The sequence below is a fragment of the Paenibacillus sacheonensis genome, assembly GCF_009909195.1.
Classification (GTDB): Bacteria; Bacillota; Bacilli; order Paenibacillales; family Paenibacillaceae; genus Paenibacillus_Z; species Paenibacillus_Z sacheonensis.
In genome coordinates, this window is sequence record NZ_JAAAMU010000004.1 from 160,981 (window position 1) to 179,101 (window position 18,121).

Annotated in this window: 16 protein-coding genes; all 16 read left to right on the plus strand. The window is 57.8% G+C overall.

Features of this window, described 5'->3' with window-relative positions:
- Positions 1–133: 133 nt before the first annotated feature.
- The 16 genes from panB to GT003_RS08860 all read left to right on the plus strand — a co-directional run bounded on the left by panB (position 134) and on the right by GT003_RS08860 (position 18,116).
- Positions 134–1,081 carry a 3-methyl-2-oxobutanoate hydroxymethyltransferase gene (gene panB, locus GT003_RS08785; RefSeq protein WP_161696582.1) on the plus strand — a complete coding sequence of 316 codons (948 nt, stop codon included), beginning with the start codon at positions 134–136 and terminating at the stop codon, positions 1,079–1,081.
- The gene (gene panC, locus GT003_RS08790; RefSeq protein ID WP_161696584.1) at positions 1,078–2,010 is read left to right on the plus strand and encodes a pantoate--beta-alanine ligase; all 933 of its coding nucleotides are present in this window, start codon (positions 1,078–1,080) and stop codon (positions 2,008–2,010) included. The genes panB and panC overlap by 4 nt, the downstream gene beginning before the upstream one ends.
- Positions 1,961–2,344: an aspartate 1-decarboxylase gene (gene panD, locus GT003_RS08795; RefSeq protein ID WP_161696586.1), complete on the plus strand. Its 384-nt coding sequence runs from the start codon at positions 1,961–1,963 to the stop codon at positions 2,342–2,344. Before panC ends, panD begins: the two co-directional genes overlap by 50 nt.
- A gap of 134 nt (positions 2,345–2,478) precedes the next feature.
- Complete coding sequence (locus GT003_RS08800) at positions 2,479–3,246, plus strand: tetratricopeptide repeat protein (RefSeq protein ID WP_161696588.1); 768 nt, start codon at positions 2,479–2,481, stop codon at positions 3,244–3,246.
- A gap of 174 nt (positions 3,247–3,420) precedes the next feature.
- Positions 3,421–6,324, plus strand: a complete 2,904-nt coding sequence (dinG, locus tag GT003_RS08805) for an ATP-dependent DNA helicase DinG (protein WP_161696590.1) — start codon at positions 3,421–3,423, stop codon at positions 6,322–6,324.
- Positions 6,321–6,980 (plus strand): redox-sensing transcriptional repressor Rex, encoded by a 660-nt coding sequence (locus GT003_RS08810; RefSeq protein WP_161696592.1) that lies wholly within the window; start codon positions 6,321–6,323, stop codon positions 6,978–6,980. The genes dinG and GT003_RS08810 overlap by 4 nt, the downstream gene beginning before the upstream one ends.
- Positions 6,961–8,262 (plus strand): amidohydrolase, encoded by a 1,302-nt coding sequence (locus GT003_RS08815; protein WP_161696594.1) that lies wholly within the window; start codon positions 6,961–6,963, stop codon positions 8,260–8,262. The genes GT003_RS08810 and GT003_RS08815 overlap by 20 nt, the downstream gene beginning before the upstream one ends.
- Positions 8,262–8,783: a cell wall elongation regulator TseB-like domain-containing protein gene (locus GT003_RS08820; RefSeq protein ID WP_161696596.1), complete on the plus strand. Its 522-nt coding sequence runs from the start codon at positions 8,262–8,264 to the stop codon at positions 8,781–8,783. Before GT003_RS08815 ends, GT003_RS08820 begins: the two co-directional genes overlap by 1 nt.
- Positions 8,784–8,942: 159 nt before the next feature.
- Positions 8,943–9,479: a hypothetical protein gene (locus GT003_RS08825; protein ID WP_161696598.1), complete on the plus strand. Its 537-nt coding sequence runs from the start codon at positions 8,943–8,945 to the stop codon at positions 9,477–9,479.
- Positions 9,472–10,992 (plus strand): AAA family ATPase, encoded by a 1,521-nt coding sequence (locus GT003_RS08830; protein WP_161696600.1) that lies wholly within the window; start codon positions 9,472–9,474, stop codon positions 10,990–10,992. The genes GT003_RS08825 and GT003_RS08830 overlap by 8 nt, the downstream gene beginning before the upstream one ends.
- Positions 10,993–11,080: 88 nt before the next feature.
- Complete coding sequence (locus GT003_RS08835) at positions 11,081–11,956, plus strand: 3-hydroxyacyl-CoA dehydrogenase family protein (RefSeq protein WP_275589144.1); 876 nt, start codon at positions 11,081–11,083, stop codon at positions 11,954–11,956.
- Positions 11,953–13,158 (plus strand): acetate kinase, encoded by a 1,206-nt coding sequence (locus GT003_RS08840; protein ID WP_161696602.1) that lies wholly within the window; start codon positions 11,953–11,955, stop codon positions 13,156–13,158. Before GT003_RS08835 ends, GT003_RS08840 begins: the two co-directional genes overlap by 4 nt.
- A gap of 30 nt (positions 13,159–13,188) precedes the next feature.
- Complete coding sequence (gene asnS, locus GT003_RS08845; protein ID WP_161696604.1) at positions 13,189–14,484, plus strand: asparagine--tRNA ligase; 1,296 nt, start codon at positions 13,189–13,191, stop codon at positions 14,482–14,484.
- 48 nt (positions 14,485–14,532) lie between these two features.
- Entirely contained in the window at positions 14,533–15,249 is a 717-nt protein-coding gene (locus GT003_RS08850) for a DnaD domain protein (protein WP_161696606.1), read from the plus strand.
- A gap of 197 nt (positions 15,250–15,446) precedes the next feature.
- A complete protein-coding gene (rfbG, locus tag GT003_RS08855) occupies positions 15,447–16,592 on the plus strand; it encodes a CDP-glucose 4,6-dehydratase (protein ID WP_161696608.1) in 1,146 nt (381 codons plus the stop codon).
- A 459-nt stretch (positions 16,593–17,051) separates the two neighbouring features.
- Positions 17,052–18,116 (plus strand): ABC transporter substrate-binding protein, encoded by a 1,065-nt coding sequence (locus tag GT003_RS08860; RefSeq protein WP_204798886.1) that lies wholly within the window; start codon positions 17,052–17,054, stop codon positions 18,114–18,116.
- Positions 18,117–18,121 lie beyond the last annotated feature (5 nt).

Genomic DNA, 18,121 nt, shown 5'->3' on the forward strand with positions numbered 1-18,121 from the left:
GATCGGAACCTTTTTAGCGGCGGCTAGAAGGTTTTTTTGTGTTGATCACATAGGACGAACGCCGATCGTGAAAGCTTAAACTAGGCAAGACGAACCTCGCGGACGCCCATCCCATGTCAGGAGGACGAAACCCATGAAGCAAGCGCTGACCATTACCAAGCTGAAGAAAATGAAACAGAACGGCGAACCCATCTCGATGCTTACGGCATACGATTACCCTTCCGCCAAGCTGGCGGAGGAAGCTGAAATCGACATCATTCTCGTCGGGGATTCGCTCGGCAATGTCGTATTAGGCTACGATACGACGATTCCCGTTACGTTAGACGATATGGTTTATCACACAAGGTCGGTCGCCCGCGGAGCCAGAAGCACGTTCATCGTCGCGGATTTGCCATTCATGACGTACCGTCTCGGCAAAGAAACGACGCTGCGGAATGCGGGGAGACTGCTGCAGGAAGGCTATGCGCATGCCGTCAAGCTTGAAGGCGGAGCGGACATAGCGGATGAAGTATCCGCGCTCGTTCGTGCGGGCATACCCGTTATGGGACATATCGGGCTGACGCCGCAATCGGTGCATCAGCTCGGCGGTTATAAGGTACAGGGCAAGCTGGAGAAGGAAGCGCAGCAGCTGATCGACGACGCGAAGGCGTTGGAAGCGGCCGGGGCGTTCGCCATCGTGCTGGAGCTTGTGACCGAGCCGCTTGCCGAAGCGATCAGTTCGGCCTTAAGCATCCCGACGATCGGGATCGGAGCCGGCCGCGGCTGCGATGGCCAGGTGCTGGTCTATCACGATATATTGCAATATGCATCGCCTTATTATGAGAAGCGCTTCGTCAAAACGTATGCCGACCTGGGAACGACGATTCGCGATGCCATCGGCGCTTACGTCAGCGATGTGAAGACCCGCGCGTTTCCATCGCAGGCACATGCATTCCCGATGGAACAGGAAGTGCTCCGCAAGCTGTACGGAGGCGGGCAGGATGCCGAACCGTCAGCCGCTTCGCAGAAGCAGAAACAGAAGCAGCAAGATAACGACGCTTCGGCTGCCGCGGCTCCCGTCAAAGGAGGCAGCCCATTATGATCGTTTGTACGACGATAAGCGAATTGAAAGCCGCGCTTGCACGTCAGCGAAGCAAATCGCCGAACGGTTTCATCGGACTCGTGCCGACCATGGGTTATCTGCATGAAGGACATGCGAGCTTGATGCGGCGCGCCGGCAGCGAGTGCGAATTCACCGTCGTGTCCGTCTTCGTCAACCCGCTTCAATTCGGACCGAACGAGGATTTCGACAAGTATCCGCGCGATCTGGAACGAGATGCCGCGTTGGCGGAGAAGAACGGCGTCGCCTTGCTGTTCGCGCCGTCCGTCAAGGAAATGTATCCGACGAAGCCGCTCACGAGAGTACTCATCAGCGAAGTGACGGAGTCGTTATGCGGCGCCTCCAGGCCGGGACATTTCGATGGCGTCGGTACGGTTGTCAGCAAGCTGTTTAATCTGATTCAACCGAACCGCGCATACTTCGGCATGAAAGACGCCCAGCAAGTGGCCGTCATCCAGCAAATGGTGGATGATCTCAATATGCCGGTGGACATCATTCCTTGCGAGACGGTGCGCGAACCAGACGGCCTTGCGATGAGCTCGCGTAACGTCTATCTGACCCCGGAGCAGCGCCGTCAGGCACTCGTGCTGTCCGAGACGCTTCAGCAGGCAGGAGAGCTGATTCAATCGCCGGAGATGACCGCAAGCAAGCTGACGGCCTTGGCGTCCGCCAATGTTCTTACCGCTCCGCTCGCTGTCATCGATTATGTGGAACTGCTGCATTATCCATCCTTGCAGCCGCTTGACCCCGTTCTGAAGTTGGCAGATCGCAGCGATAAGCTAATACTCGCGCTTGCCGTCAAATTCGGCAGCACGCGCCTGATCGATAATCGTTTATTTCAACCGGCCGGAGGTGACCCGAATGTTCAGAACCATGATGAAATCCAAGCTTCACCGAGCTACAGTCACTGAAGCGAACTTGAATTACGTCGGCAGCATTACCATCGATGAAGATCTGATGGAGATGGCGGATATTTGGCCGAACGAGAAAGTCCAAATCGTCAACAACCATAATGGCGCCCGGCTGGAAACTTACGTCATCACGGGGCCGCGCGGGACCGGCGTCATCTGCTTGAACGGCGCTGCCGCAAGATTGGTGCAGCCCGGAGATAACGTCATCATTATCGCTTACGGCGTCATGACCGAAGAGGAAGCGCGTACCTATAAACCGAAAGTCGTTATTTTGGATGCCGCCAACAAACCGGTTCAAATCATGAATGAAGAAGTGCATGCAACAATCATCTAAAATGACTCGTCATACCGTAATACCAGCGCTGTGAAACGGTTGGGATGGAGTATGAAAAGCGATGCCCGCGCAAAGAATGAGCATAACAAATCGCTTCATTCTCTACGACTACGGCGTGAAGGCGGGTGCGCACCATGTTTAAGCATGTATTTGCTACGATGCAAGATATTCTTCATGACATTATGATTCATTATCCGCATGCCAACGACACCGAACGCAAACGACTCGACGAGCAGCTAGGCAAATTGAAGCATTTCAGCGATCAATTCATTGAAGAATGGCTGCAATTCGAAGAACAGATGGCCGATTTCCGTGATCTGCAGCAGCAAGCCTTTAAGCCGAAGAACGGGATACCGAATGCCGCTCAGCCCCAGTCGCAGGCGCAAACGAAGGCAGCGGCGGGCTATCCGAAGGTAATCTCAACGGTTCCCAAAACGGCCCCAAAGCCGACGAACGCCGTGTCGGAGAAAAGCGGGGAGCATGAAGAACGGGAAGCGGCCGAAGAGTTGTGCCAGGCAATGACGAAGGGACAGGGCTATTTCAAGTTGTTCATGTTTCGCGACGCGGCCAAACATTTTCAAGCGGCCGTTGCTCTGTCTCCCGACGATAACCAGGCGCGATTATTTCTGGGCATGACATTCATGCATCTGCAGGAGTGGCAGGAGGCGCAGCGGCATTTTCAACTGTTGGTCGAAGTGACGGAACACCCGAAATGGAGAGCGCTCGGATTGAACGCGCTGGGCTGCATACAAGCGGTCCGCATGAATCTGGAGCAAGCGGCGACTTATTTCGCCAGGGCGCATGAGGCCGATCCGAATTTTACCGACCCGCTGGCGAATATGAAATCATGCGAGCAGCATGCGGGTCAATTGTCGCTGTATTTCGGAAGCGGCCAGCTGTAGCGTGCAATGGAAGCACCGCCCTGCGCGCGGTTAAGGGAAGAACGGGGAAAAGAAGAACATGGCTCTTGCCGAACCGTATTTTCTGAATCGACGCGCAAGACGGGGAGAAACGTGCTTGCCGCATGGTATACTAGCGGCAGCCGTTTCTTCATTATTGGGGAGGATAAGTACCGGATGAACTATGCCGTACTGGATTTGGAGACGACCGGCCATGGCGCCGGCGATGAAATTATACAAGTTGGTCTTGTCCTTCTGGACGAGGAATTGAAGGTGGAGCGGACGTACAGTTCGTTCGTGAAGCCGAGCATTCCGATCCCTGCTTTCATTACGGGGCTGACCGGCATCGACGAATCGATGGTGGAGAACGCGCCGGAGCTGGAAGAAGTACTGCTCGAGATCGTGCCGTTATTAAGCGATTCCGTGCTCGTCGCGCATAATGTCGCGTTCGATTCCGGCTTCCTGAATTCGGCGCTTGATCGCTGCGGCTACATGTCCTTCGATGGCCGTCGTTTGGATACGATCGACCTGCTTCGCATCCTGTATCCGGCACTGACGACTTATCAGCTCGGCGCCGTAACGGAGCTGTTCGGCATCGAGCATGATCAGCACCATCGCGCGGACAGCGACGCCCTGGCAACGGCGGAGCTGTTCGCCGCGTGCTGCCGCAAATTGGAGAGCCTTCCGCTTCTGACCTTGCAGCGGTTAGTGCAGCTGCTCGGCGACGATATTGACGATTTGGGCTGGTTTATGTCCCAATTCGCACTGAAGAAGGAAATGCAAACCTCCATCGACGTGGATGCCTATGCGTATTTCCGTCAATTCGCCATGAAAGCGGGCGATTGGACGGAAGAGCAGCATCCGCGCAGCGAAGAGGAGCAGGCTTCTACGGTGTCCGATTGGACATTCCCGTCCTTTCTCGCCCATATCAAAGCCGAGATCGCTGCCGTCGTATCCGGCTACGAAGAGCGGGAACCGCAGAACATGATGTTCCAGGAAGTCATCGATGCCTTCGACGAAGAGCGGCATCTATTGATCGAAGCAGGGACGGGCACGGGAAAATCGCTCGGCTATCTCATTCCGGCTCTTTTCTATGGTGTCCAGCATAATAAGAAGATAGTCGTAAGCACGCATACGATCAATTTGCAGGAGCAGCTTCGTTCACGGGATTTGCCTTTGCTGCTCGCCGTCATGCCCTATCCGTTCAAAGCCGCGATCTTCAAGGGACGCGGCAATTATTTGTGCCTGCGCAAATTCGAGGGCAAAGTGAACGCGAGAGATTTCCAAGCGCCGGCCGAAGACCGGATCACGGCTTCGCAGATGGTCGTATGGCTCAGCGAGACGGAGCATGGCGATCAGGAGGAGCTTAATTTCGGCAACCGAGGCGCAGACTTCTGGAGCGCGGTCTCAAGCGACGCGGATTCCTGTTTGAATCGCAGCTGTCCGTGGTTCAAACGCTGCTACTATCACCGCGCGAAGCAGGAAGCGAACATCGCCGATGTCGTCATTACGAATCATTCCATGCTCTTCACCGACATTCGCGCCGACCATCGCCTGCTGCCCGGTTACGAGCATTTGATCCTGGATGAAGCGCATCATCTAGAGGAAGTCGCGGGCAAGCATCTGGGAACGCAGCTGTCGTATTATTCCATTCAACAGCCGGTCTTCCGATTGTGCAAGGACGCCCGCAACGGCCAATTGATTGCGCTCAATAGCAGGTTGGCTCATGAGGATATGGAGAAGACGCAGAAATGGCGCGAAGAAATCGACGAGGTCGTGCCTGTCTTCGGCGAGCTTCGCGATGAATGGGAGCGGTTGTTCGAACTCTTATACGCCTTCGCGAGCGCGGGCAGCGGCACGTTCAGGAACGCTGCCGCCTCCGCGGACGGTCAAGGCGGCGAATCGGGACAATACGTCCTGCGGCTGCGGGGAGGCAAACTCCCGGATCTGTGGAACGAAGCGCAATTGATCGAGGAAGCGGTTCACGGCTACTTGAGTCAAATCATCCGTCCGCTCGAGAAGGTTTTTGCCGCGGTGAAAGAAGAGATCGACGATCCTGCGATTGCCGCGCTCGTCACTGATTTGAGCGGTACGGTCAAGGATCTGGCGCGGGCCAGGGACGACCTGCGGCAGTTTATCAAAGCCGATCGGTCCGATACGGTCTACTGGCTTGAAGCCAACGGCAATTCCCGTTCCAAATCCGTTCAAATGTACGCGGTGCCCGCGGATGTCAGCAATCAGCTGCGAACGTATTTCTTCGAAACGAAACGCAGCGTCATCATGACATCGGCAACGTTGTCGGTTCAGAAGTCCTTCCAATATGCCTGCGAACAGCTCGGCTTGGCGGGCGAAGAGGAAGCCGGCAGGCTGAAAACCGTTCAACTGCCTTCGCCGTTCAATTATCGCGATCAGGCGCTCGTCATCATTCCGCGCAACATTCCGGTGTTGAAGGGTGCCGCGGGAGATCCGCTGTTCAATGAAATGCTCGTCAAGTCGCTAACGGACGCGGCCATTGAAACCAAAGGCCGAATGCTCGTCCTGTTCACTTCGTACAAGATGCTGAAGCAGGTCTATGATCCGCTCAAGGAAGCGTTGGCGCAGCGTGCCATCCAAGTGCTCGGGCAAGGGATCGACAGCAGCAACCGCAGCAAGCTTACCCGCAGGTTTCAGCAGCAGGCGGCTTCCGTTCTTCTCGGAACGAGCAGTTTCTGGGAAGGCGTCGATATACCGGGCGACGCGTTGACCTGCCTTGCCATCGTGCGGCTGCCGTTCCAGCCGCCGAACCATCCGCTCGTCGAGGCCAAATCGGAATTGCTTCAGGAGCAGAAACAGAATCCGTTCATGAAGCTGTCCGTGCCGCAGGCCGTCATTCGGTTCAAGCAGGGCTTCGGAAGACTGGTACGAACGGGGAAAGACCGCGGAATCGTCCTTATATACGATACTCGCGTAATCGAAACGTATTACGGCAAATATTTTCTGTACTCCCTGCCGGGGCCGAAGATCGAAACGATGCATTTGGATCAAATCGTACCGCGCATGCATGAATGGCTGTCACCAAGCGAAGGAGGCGTAGAAGCATGAAACCGATGAAAATATCCGAAGCGGTCGTTCGCAGGCTTCCCGTGTATCTGCAAGTTTTGAACGACTTGAGCATGCGGGATGTGCAGACGGTTTCATCGCAGGAGCTTGGCAACAGGCTGGATCTGAATCCTGCTCAAATTCGTAAGGACCTTGCGTATTTCGGGGATTTCGGCCGGAAAGGCATCGGGTACGATGTCACGTATTTGATTGAGAAAATCAGGCAAATTCTCAAGCTCGACCAGCCGCTTAACGTGGCCCTCGTCGGAGCAGGGAATTTGGGCCGCGCCTTGTGCAACTATAATATGTACTTGAAGGACAATATGAAAATCACCGCCGTCTTCGACATCCATCCGTCGATGATCGGTACGACCATCAACGGTTTGACCGTGTTGCCGATGGATAAGCTGAAGGAAACGATTCTCGAGCGGCATATCCGCATCGGCATCATAACCGTACCCGCAACCGAAGCGCAGCATGTGGCGGATCAATTCGTCGAAGCGGGCATCGACGGCATACTGAACTTCGCGCCGACGATTCTGCGCGTTCAGGATCAAGTGCGCATTCATTATGCGAATTTCACGTCCCAGCTCATGAGCTTGGCGTATTATTTGGACGAAGAAGGAGAAGAGGGCGACAATGAATCGGATTTGGATTAAAGGCGGCACCTTCGTCACGATGGATGATGACCGTCCCGTGTTGAAGGGGCATATGGTCGTCGAAGGCGATACTATTCTGTATTTGAGCGAAGCGACCCCGGACCCGGCGCCGGAAGGCGCGCGCATCATCGACGGGCAGGGACTCGTGTTTATGCCTGGGCTTATCAATACGCACGGCCATGCGGCGATGTCTCTTCTTCGCGGCTACTCCGACGATGAAGCGCTCCAAGTTTGGCTGGAGCAGAAAATGTGGCCGATGGAAGGCAAATACACGGACGAAGACGCTCGCTGGGGAACGGCGCTGGCCGTCAGCGAGATGCTCCGTTCCGGCACGACAACCTTCGTCGACATGTACGATCGGATGCACATCGTAGCGGAAGTGGTCGAGCAATCGGGCATGCGGGGGCTCTTGACGCGCGGCGTTATCGGGCTCTGCCCGCCGGATGTTCAGACGGCCAAGCTCGAAGAAGCAAAGCAGTTCGCCAAGGATTGGAACGGCCGCGCCAACGGACGCATTCGGACGATGCTGTCCCCGCATGCTCCTTATACGTGCCCGCCCGATTATATCGCGCTCATCGTGGAAGCCGCGCAGGAGCTCGACCTTCCGCTGCATACGCACATGTCCGAATCGGCGGCGGAAGTGCAGCAGAACGTCAACGATTACGGCTGCCGTCCCGTCGAGCACCTCGATAAGCTCGGTTTCTTCTCGCGTCCCGCGCTTGTCGCGCACGCCGTGCATTTGACGGATGAGGAAATCGCGCTGCTCGCTGAACGCGGCGTAAGCGTGTCGCATAACCCGGCGAGCAACTTGAAGCTGGCCAGCGGCATCGCGCGCGTGCCTGCGATGATCGAAGCGGGCGTTACCGTATCGCTCGGGACCGACAGCGCGGCAAGCAACAATAACCTGGATCTATTCGACGAGATCCGCCTTGCGGCGCTCATTCACAAGGGCATCTCCGGCGATCCGACGGCGGTCCCCGCATGGGAAGCGCTCAAGCTCGGAACCGTCTACGGCGCGCGCGCCATCTGGCAGGAAGACCGGATCGGCAAGCTGAAAGAAGGCATGAAGGCCGATTTCATCGCGATCGACGCCGAGCAGCCGCATTTCTACCCGAGGACGGAGATCGTCTCCCATCTCGTATACTCCGGCTCCGGCCGGGACGTCCGGCATGTATGGATTGACGGCGTGCAGGTCGTCGAAGACGGCGCATGCGTGTTCCTCGACGATGCCCGAATCCGTGCGGAGGCGCAGCGCTGCTTTGAAAGGCTGCTATCCAGCTGATGCGCGTCAACCGATTCAAGAGAGATCCGGTCATGTCGCCGGGACGCTGGATTGTTCTGGGCATCGTCATCGCCGCGCTGCTGTTGGTCTCGTTCAATATGTATTACCGTTACGTGCAGTCGCCGGTATGGAAGGAACAGAAGGCCGCCGAGTCGGATGCCAAGCAGCGCGGCGGCTTGAAGGAAATCGATGATTCCTATGCGTACACCTGGGATGAGCCGATATGGGTCGTGAGCGGAAGAGACGAGAACGGCGCAGATACATACGTGTGGCTGAAGAAGGATTCGTCGATTACGATCAAAGCGAGCGACGGGTTGACGAAGGATGCGGTGAAAGCAAAGTTATTGCAAGCAAAGCCCGATGCGGACATCGCGCATATCCGTCTCGGCTTGTTCGGGGGAGAGCCGGTATGGGAGATCTTCTATTCCCGCAAGCAAGCCGGGCGGACGAATCATTTTTATGATTTCTACCGTTTCCGTGACGGATCGCTGATCGTCATGTACAAGCTGCCTTCCCAATAAGGAGCGGCCATTGCAAGCCGCCTAGCAAGCCATGCAGGTTCAGCCATTGTTCCCTGTAATTACAGGCTCCTGGAAGCCGCGGTCTATGATATACTTTCGTATAGCGCAGTTGATAGACGAAAGTGCAGCATAATCCATGGATGAAGGGAGCTTTTTGCTATGAAAATACGTCCTTTGCCGATCGTCCTGACCGCCGTTATTACGGCAGCATTGCTGGTCGGCGGCTGGTTCCTATATCGCAATGAAGCCGACCTGAAGCCCTTGGACCGCATCGCGACGAGCACGCCGGGCGTTATCGACGCCAAGCCCGTCATCGGTCGCAGCTCGGTCACGCTCGATCTGACGCTTAACCGGGATGCGAATCTCCGGAACGTTTACGATACCATCGCCACGGAGGGCGACGATATCATTGGCTCCAAAGAGCTGAAGCTGAACATTACGGAATCCGAAGCGTCCGGCAAGCTGGAGGATGTATGGGCCTCCATGCTGTTCGAGGTCGCCCAAGCGATGGATCACCGCAGCTATGCCGATATTCCGAAGGCCATGCAGGAAGCGCAAAGCAAATACCCGGGCATTCAAGCGTCCTCGGAGATGGATGATACGAACGTCTACATTACGTTGAAAGACGACAAGGCGGTTAAATACGTCGTGCTGCCTCGCGCGTCCAATACGATTGGGGTGTGGCCGAATGCTTAAATACGGAAAAGAAATCCTGATCGGCTTCGTGTCGGTCTTCCTCTTATTTCTTCAGATTGCCATTGGCATTAATGTCATACCGTTCGTGCTGCTGGCCGTCATCGTTGGCGGCTTGGTTTATATGGCGAAATCCCGCGGTCACTTGGCTACCGTCGGCGGCGAGCGCAAAGGCAAGCCGCGCCCGCTGCAGCCGTTGTCGTTCGAGGAGATCGGCGGGCAGGATCGGGCGAAGCGGGAATTGATCGAAGCGCTTGATTTTCTCGTGCATGTCGATCAAATCTCGAAGTTCGGCATTCGTCCGTTGAAAGGGATTCTGCTGACGGGTCCTCCGGGAACCGGGAAGACGCTGCTCGCGAAAGCGGCGGCGAACTATACCGACTCCATCTACCTCGGCGCCTCCGGCTCCGAATTCGTCGAGATGTACGTCGGCGTCGGCGCGAGCCGCATCCGCGAGCTGTTCAAGGATGCGCGGCAGAAGGCGGCGAAGCAGGGCAAGAACAGCGCGGTCATCTTCATCGACGAGATTGACGTCATCGGCGGCAAACGCGACGGCGGACAACAGCGCGAATATGATCAAACGCTGAACCAGTTACTTACGGAGCTGGACGGCATCCATACGACGGATTCGCCGCGTATCCTGTTGATCGGCGCGACGAACCGCAAGGAAATGCTCGACAGCGCGCTGCTTCGGCCGGGCCGATTCGACCGGCATATCTCCGTTGATCTGCCGGATAAGAAGGGCCGCGAGCATATTCTTAATCTGCATGCGCGCAACAAGCCGATTGACGCAGACGACGTCAGTCTGGAGAAGATCGCGGAGGAGTCGTTCGGCTTCTCCGGCGCCCAGCTGGAGAGCGTCATGAACGAAGCAGCCATCTACGCGATGCGCGAGGAAGGCGAGGCGATCAGCCAGCGGCATCTGTCGATGGCGATCGATAAGGTCATGATGGGCGAGCGCACGGACCGCGAAGCGACGCATGAAGAACGCGAGCGGGTCGCGCTCCATGAGCTTGGCCATGCCATCGCGGCAGAGCTCGTCCGTCCTGGCAGCGTGTCGCAGGTAGCCCTGCTGCCGCGCGGCGGGGCGCTGGGCTACGTCAGACATAACCCGCAGCAGGATAAATATTTGTACACGAAGCCGTTCTTGGAAAGCCAAATCATCATCGCACTGGGCGGAGCCGCGGCTGAGGAAATGTTCTACGGCGAGCGCAGCACCGGCTCCCGGGGAGACTTCGAGCAAGCGATGAACATCGTCCGTTCCATGGTCGAGTCCGGACTTACGGAACTTGGCATCATCGACAGCTCGATGATGACGCCGGACAAATGGGCTGCCGTTACCGGCAGCATCCTGAACGAGCTTATGCATCATGCCAAATCGATGCTGGAGGAGAACCGCGGCGTATTTCTATCCGCGCTGGACGTCTTGATCCAAGAAGAAACGCTGAGCGGCGACAGGTTCCGCACGCTGCTGCAGGAGTTGACGGCGAGTCGGCAGGAAGCCATCGCGCAATAGCATCGAACCGGAAGGCGGACGATCGGTCCGCCTTCTTATTTGCGTTCAAAAACGGTATAATAAAAGATGAAATTTGGAGGTGTGGAAGTTGACAGCAGTGCGTAAAGTCGGCGTCGTTGGCGCCGGAACGATGGGGCAGGGCATATGCGAAATGCTTGCCGCCAGCGGGCTGGATGTATATATGGCCGAGCAAAGCGAAGAACGCCTATCCCATGCGATCGGCATGATCGAACAGAGCTTGGACAAACAAATGGAACGGTGGGCCGTCACGGCGGCGGAGAAGAAGCTGGTTATGAACCGGATCCATCCCAAAGCGACCTTAAGCGAGCTGCAGGACTGCGAGCTCGTCATCGAAACGATAACGGAGGACCTGGACAACAAGCTGGCGATCTTCAAGGAGCTGGATGCCATCTGCCCGCCAGAGGTCATTCTGGCCAGCAATACGTCGACGCTCAGTTTGACGGAGCTGGCGAGCGTGACGGCTAATCCGGACCGGGTCATCGGCATGCACTTCGTCTATCCGGTGAACAAGGCAGACCTCGTGGAAATCGTCCGGGGTTTGAAGACGAGCGATGAGGTCTTCGAACGGACGAAGCGTTTCGTGGAGACGACGATACATAAGAAGGGCGTCATGGTGTTCGAATCTCCGGGGTTCGTGACGACGCGGCTGATCTGCCTGTTCATTAACGAGGCGCTTCATGTGCTGGAGGAAGGGGTTGCTTCGGCGGACGATATCGACAGCGCGATGCGCATCGGTTATTCGTTCCAACATGGCCCGTTCGAGATGGCGGACCGCTTCGGGCTCGATTCGGTACTGGCCGCGCTCGAGCGGATGTTCCGCGATTACGGGGAGCTGAAGTATCGGCCATCGTTCATATTGAAGAAGATGGTGCGCGGCGGTCAATTGGGCGTCAAGAGCGGCAGCGGCTTCTTCGAGTACGATAAGGACGGGGGCCGGGTATGATTATTCTCGTCATGAACGCAGGCAGCTCCTCATTGAAATATCAGCTGTACAACATGGAAGACGAGTCCGTTCTCGCGCAGGGACGGGTGGAGCGAATCGGGATGGATGCCTCGATCCTCGTGCACGAGCCGGCGGGGAAGGCCGAAGTGAATGAAGTCAGCGAGATTTTGGACCATAATACGGCTGTCCGCAGGCTGATCGACATGATCACGCATAAGGAGCACGGCGTATTGGAATCCATGAAGGAAATTCATGCCGTCGGCCACCGGGTCGTGCATGGCGGCGAGAGCTTCAAGCAATCGACCATCGTCACCGATGACGTGAAGAAGGAAATCCGCCGGCTGTTCGACCTGGCGCCGCTTCATAATCCGCCGGCCATGATGGGCATAACGGCCGTCGAATACAATCTGCCCGAAGTACCGCAGGTCGTCGTATTCGATACGGCCTTCCATCAATCGATGCCGCAGGAGACGTTCTTGTATCCCATTCCGATGGTCTTGTACCGCCGTCACAAAATCAGACGCTACGGCTTTCACGGCACGTCGCATGATTACGTGAGCAAGCTGGCGGCCAAGACGCTCGGGATGCCGTTGGAGTCGCTTAAATTGGTCACCTGCCATATCGGCAACGGCGCCAGCTGCGCGGCGATCATGAACGGTCGATCGTTCGACACCAGCATGGGACTTACGCCGCTGGAGGGCTTGATGATGGGCACGCGAAGCGGGGATCTGGATCCGGCGATCGTGCCGTTCACGATGAACAAGGAGGAACTGACGCTGAACGAAGTCAACTCCATGCTGAACAAGCACAGCGGACTGCTGGCCATCAGCGGCATCGGCAGCGACATGCGGGAGATCGTCGAAGCGATGGATGCGGGAGATAAGCAGGCGAAGCTGGCATTCGATATGTATACGTATCGGCTGCGCAAATACATCGGCGCTTATGCGGCAGGGATGAACGGGCTGGATGCGATCGTCTTCACGGCAGGCGTGGGCGAGAATTCGGTCGCGGTGCGCAAGGCGGTCTGCGAGAATCTGTCGTTCCTCGGCATCGAGCTGGACGACGCGCGGAACGAAGTCCGCTCCAAGGAACCGAGGTCGATTACGACCGACGCTTCCCGCGTCAAGGCATTGGTCGTGCCGACCAACGAAGAGCTGCTTATTGCCCGCGATACGGATCGGTTAGTGAAGGGCATCGTATAAAGCTTGATATGAACGGAGGATGAATCGAACATGAGAACATTAACGACGATCGGTCAATTGAAAGCATCCGTCGGACAGTCCGTATGGATGGGCTGCTGGCTAAACGGCAAGCGCTCCAGCGGGAAAATCCAGTTTCTGCAGCTGCGCGACGGCACGGGGTACGTGCAGGGCGTTGTGGTAAAGAGCGAGGTCACGGAATCGGTATGGGACGCGGCCAAGGAGCTGACCCAGGAAAGTTCCCTCTACGTGAAAGGCATCGTGCGCGAAGAGCCGCGCAGCCAGTCCGGCTTCGAGCTGACGGTGGAAGAAATCGAGATCATTCAAATTACGCAGGAATATCCGATTACGCCGAAGGAACACGGCGTCGACTTCCTGATGGACCGCCGTCATCTATGGCTCCGTGCGCCGAAGCAGCGGGCGATCTTGGTGGTCCGGGCGGAAATTATCCGCTCGATCCAGCAGTTCTTCGACGAGCGCGACTTCACGCTCGTGGATCCGCCGATTCTGACGCCGTCCTCGTGCGAAGGCACGACCAACCTGTTCCACACGAAATATTTCGACGAGGATGCCTATCTCACCCAGAGCGGGCAGCTCTACATGGAAGCGGCCGCGATGGCGCTCGGCAAGGTGTATTCGTTCGGGCCGACGTTCCGGGCGGAGAAGTCGAAGACGCGCCGGCATCTGATCGAATTCTGGATGATCGAGCCGGAGATGGCGTTCGTCGATCACGAGGAGAATTTGCGCGTGCAGGAGCAGTTCATCTCGTTCGTCGTGCAGAACGTGCTGAAGAACTGCCGCAAGGAATTGGAGACGATCGGCCGGGATATCACGAAGCTGGAGGCGATCCAGGGATCGTTCCCGCGGATTACCTACGACGAGGCGATCGCATTCCTGCAGGAGAACGGGCACGAGATTCAGTGGGGCGAGGACTTCGGCGCGCCGCATGAAACCGCGATCGCCGAGAAATACGACCGTCCGGTGTTCATTACGCATTACCCGGCGTCGTTCAAAGCATTCTATATGAAGCCGGATCCGAACCGTCCGGAAGTGGTGCTTTGCGCGGACATGATCGCGCCTGAGGGCTACGGGGAGATTATCGGCGGCTCGCAGCGGATCGACGATCCGGAGCTGCTCGCGGAACGCTTCTCCGAGCATGAGCTGTCGACGGAAGCGTACCAATGGTACCTCGATCTGCGCAAATACGGCACGGTGCCGCATTCCGGCTTCGGGCTGGGATTGGAGCGCACGGTGGCTTGGATCTGCGGTTTGGATCACGTGCGCGAGACGATTCCGTTTCCGCGGATGCTGTATCGTTTATATCCGTAAGATCGCTTAAGAACGGTTGATTGGGCAAGGCAATGGGAGGGTTGACCGGTGAAAAATGAAATGTGGAAGGCGTATGCGCGCGGGATGGCGGCTGCAATGAACGGCGGCAGCGTCGCTGTCCCCGCCGGTCTGCTTCGCGCTTATCGCAGTATCGGACTGTCCGACACGGAAATGATGCTGATGCTCCAGCTGATGCAGTACCGTCAGGTGGAGGGGGTTGATTTTCCAACGCCGGAGCAGCTGGCGGACCGGCTCGGCATACTTCCGAAGGCGGCGCACGGCCTGCTTGGCCGCTTGATGAAGGAAGGACTGCTCGCCATCGACGAAGAGGTCGATCCGATCAGCGGCATCGGCATCGAGCGTTATAATTGGACCGGCTTCATGATCCGCAGCGCCGAGTGGCTGGCGGAGGAAGCGAAGCGCGCCATGGAGCTCGAGCGGGAGACGCAGGCTCAGGCGGTGCGGCCCGCGATCCCTGCGCAAAGCGGAGGGGATTGGACGCGGCCGTCGGATCTGTTCACGGCGTTCGAGCAGGAATTCGGACGGCCGCTATCGCCGATGGAATGCGAAACGATCAGCGCCTGGGTCGACCAGGACCGTTATCCGGACGAGCTGATCCGCTTCGCGCTGAAGGAGTCGGTATTCGCAGGGAAGCTGCATTTCCGGTATATCGACCGGATCTTGATCGAATGGAGCCGGAATCGGGTCACGAACACCGACGAGGCGAAAGCTCATACGCAGAAATTCAGGAACGGCCGGGGGTGAAACCCCCCGGTTTTTTTTGTTTGTTCATGGATGCGGCGGCATTCATCCGGATAAATGGGGCGATCGCACGGTGGCAGCGGGCCGGCAGGTTACGAGGCTGCCCGCGCCTAGTTCGAAGCGGGGTACGGACAGGACGGGAGTATGCCGCATACGTTGTAGGCAATAGCACTGATTGTATCGCATTCCAACGGGAGAGGATGAAGCCGACCGCAATGGTGGACGACATGTTTTGGCGGGGAAGGCGGGTAATGGTTACGGGACATACCGGCTTTGTCGGCAGTTGGCTGACGTTATGGCTGGAGCGGCTTGGCGCCGTCGTGACAGGCTATAGCGACGGCTTGCCGACATCGGTGTCCATGTATAGGCTTTGCGGGCTCGAAGCGCATGTGCCTTGGATTCGCGGCGATATTCGCGACGGCATGAGCTTGACGGCTGCTTTGCAGCAGGCAAAGCCCGAGATCGTGTTTCATTTGGCGGGGGCGAGCGCTTCCAAATCCGAATCCGAAACCGATTCCGAGCATGGGAATGGGTCGTCGTTGGCCCGTCTGTTCGACGTCGAGGTCGTCGGCACGGCGGCGCTGCTGGACGCGGTGCGGCTCGTCAGCCGCGACTGCCCGATTCGCGCGGTCGTCGCGCTGACCTCGGACGATTGCTATGCCCCGCGTCCGTGGGGAGCCGGCCTGCGCGAGAGCGATCCGCTTGGCGGCGATACGCCTGCGGCCGCCAGCAAGGCCTGCGCCGAGCTGGCCGCGGCTGCGTTCCGGCAGGCGTATTTCGCCGGCGGCGCAGGGCCCGCGGTCGCGACGGTCCGCGCGGGCGGTTTGATCGGCGGCGGCGATTTCGGCGCCGGCCGCCTCGCCGCGGACTGCGTGCGCGCTGCAGCGCAGGGGCGCGCCGCGCAGCTGCCAGCCCGGCCGGACGAAGCGCGGCCATGGCTGCACGTGCTTGACGCGCTCGCGGGCTGCCTCGCGCTCGCGCAGCGGCTGTTCCCGCCCGGCGGCGAAGCCTACGCCGAGGCGTGGAACCTGGGTCCGCGCGCTGGCGATGCGCGGACATCGGCTTGGCTGGCCGAGACGCTATGCGCCGGCCTCGGCAGCCCTTGGGCTGCGCCGGCGGGCGGCAGCGCCGGCGAGAGCGAGCAGAGGCGCCGGCAGGCCGCGGCGCCCCTGCTCGATACAGCCAAGGCCGCGGAGCGGCTTGGCTGGCATCCCCGCCTGGAGGCGAGCCAGGCGGTCCGGTGGGCCGCGGAGTGGTACGCGGCCTGGATGAAAGGCCTGCCGCTGCGCGAGGCGGCGGCTGCGCAAATCGCGTGCTACGAGCGGCTGTCGGCGGAACAGGGCTAGCTGGCAGGGAAAGGCGGCTTCGGCGGGACTTTTCATAAAAAGGCTGTCATTCCGCACAATGTCTGCTATAATTAGCAACGTTGCGATTGAATTGAATAGTTGACGGGGAGCTGGGCATGGCCGGCTGAGAGGAGATCCCTTACGATCTCGACCTTGACCTGATCTGGATAATGCCAGCGTAGGAGTCGAGTAACCGCTAAGCATGCGCCTTTTTTAAGGTGCGTTCGCCAGCCGTTAAAGCCGATAGAGGCATCTTCCGACAGGGGGATGTCTTTTTGTTCGTATAAGCGGAAGCTCGCTTCGCGAACGGTTGGACAGTCCTGCATAACCAGCGAAGACTCCCTGGCTGTTAAATTGTGGTCCGCGGGGAAACCTACGTGTCAACAGGTCCAGATTCATGCCGATACGGCTCGCACACCATACGTTTTTTGATTAGGCACACGAGGGGAGAAACAAAGGATGAACACCGTGAAACATCGATGGGGATTGAAAGCTGGCATGGCGGTACTGCTGGTACTAGCGCTGGCATTGTCGGGCTGCGGCTCAAAGGACGGAAACGGGAACGGGAATGCATCGAACTCGGCTTCGAATACGGATGGCGCGGCTTCGCCGGATAAGCTCAAGGAAATCAAGGTCGTGCTGGACTGGACGCCGAATACGAATCATACGGGGCTGTACGTCGCGCGCGATAACGGGTACTTCGAGAAACACGGTCTGAAAGTCGACATTATCCAGCCGGGGGAAGCCGGAGCGGATACGATGATCGCCTCGGGCGCGGCCGATTTTGGCGTCAGTTACCAAGAAGGCGTCACGCAGGCGAGAATCCAAGGCGTGCCGCTCGTCTCGCTCGCCGCGGTGATTCAGCATAACACGTCCGGCTTCGCCTCTCCGGCGGAGAAGGACATTACGTCGCCCAAGGCGTTCGAAGGCAAAACCTATGGCGGCTGGGGCTCTCCCGCCGAGCCTGCCGTCATCGAGTCGCTCATGCAGGAGGATCAAGGCGATGCCAAGAAAGTCAAAATCGTCAATATCGGCGACGCCGATTTCTTCACCGCAACGAAGAAAAGCATCGATTTCGCGTGGATTTTCTACGGTTGGACGGGTGTCGAGGCGGAGCTGAAAGGGCAAAAGATCAATATGGTCTATCTGACCGATTACAGCAAGAAGCTCGATTATTATACGCCGGTCTTGGCGACGAACGAGAAGATGATCGCCGAGCACAAGGATACGGTGGAAGCGTTCATGGCCGCGGCATCCGAAGGGTACCGGTTCGCGATCGACCATCCGGACGAAGCGGCTGAACTATTGATCAAAGCCGTCCCGGACTTGAATGCCGATCTTGTTCGCGCCAGTCAAAAATGGCTCAGTCCGCGCTATCAAGACGACGCGCCGCGCTGGGGCGAGCAGAAGCTCTCGGTATGGACCGATTATGCCGGCTGGATGTACGACCATAAGCTGCTCGATAAACAGCTGGACGCGGAGAAAGCCTTTACCAACGATTTTCTACCGAAGAAGGAGAACTGACCAAG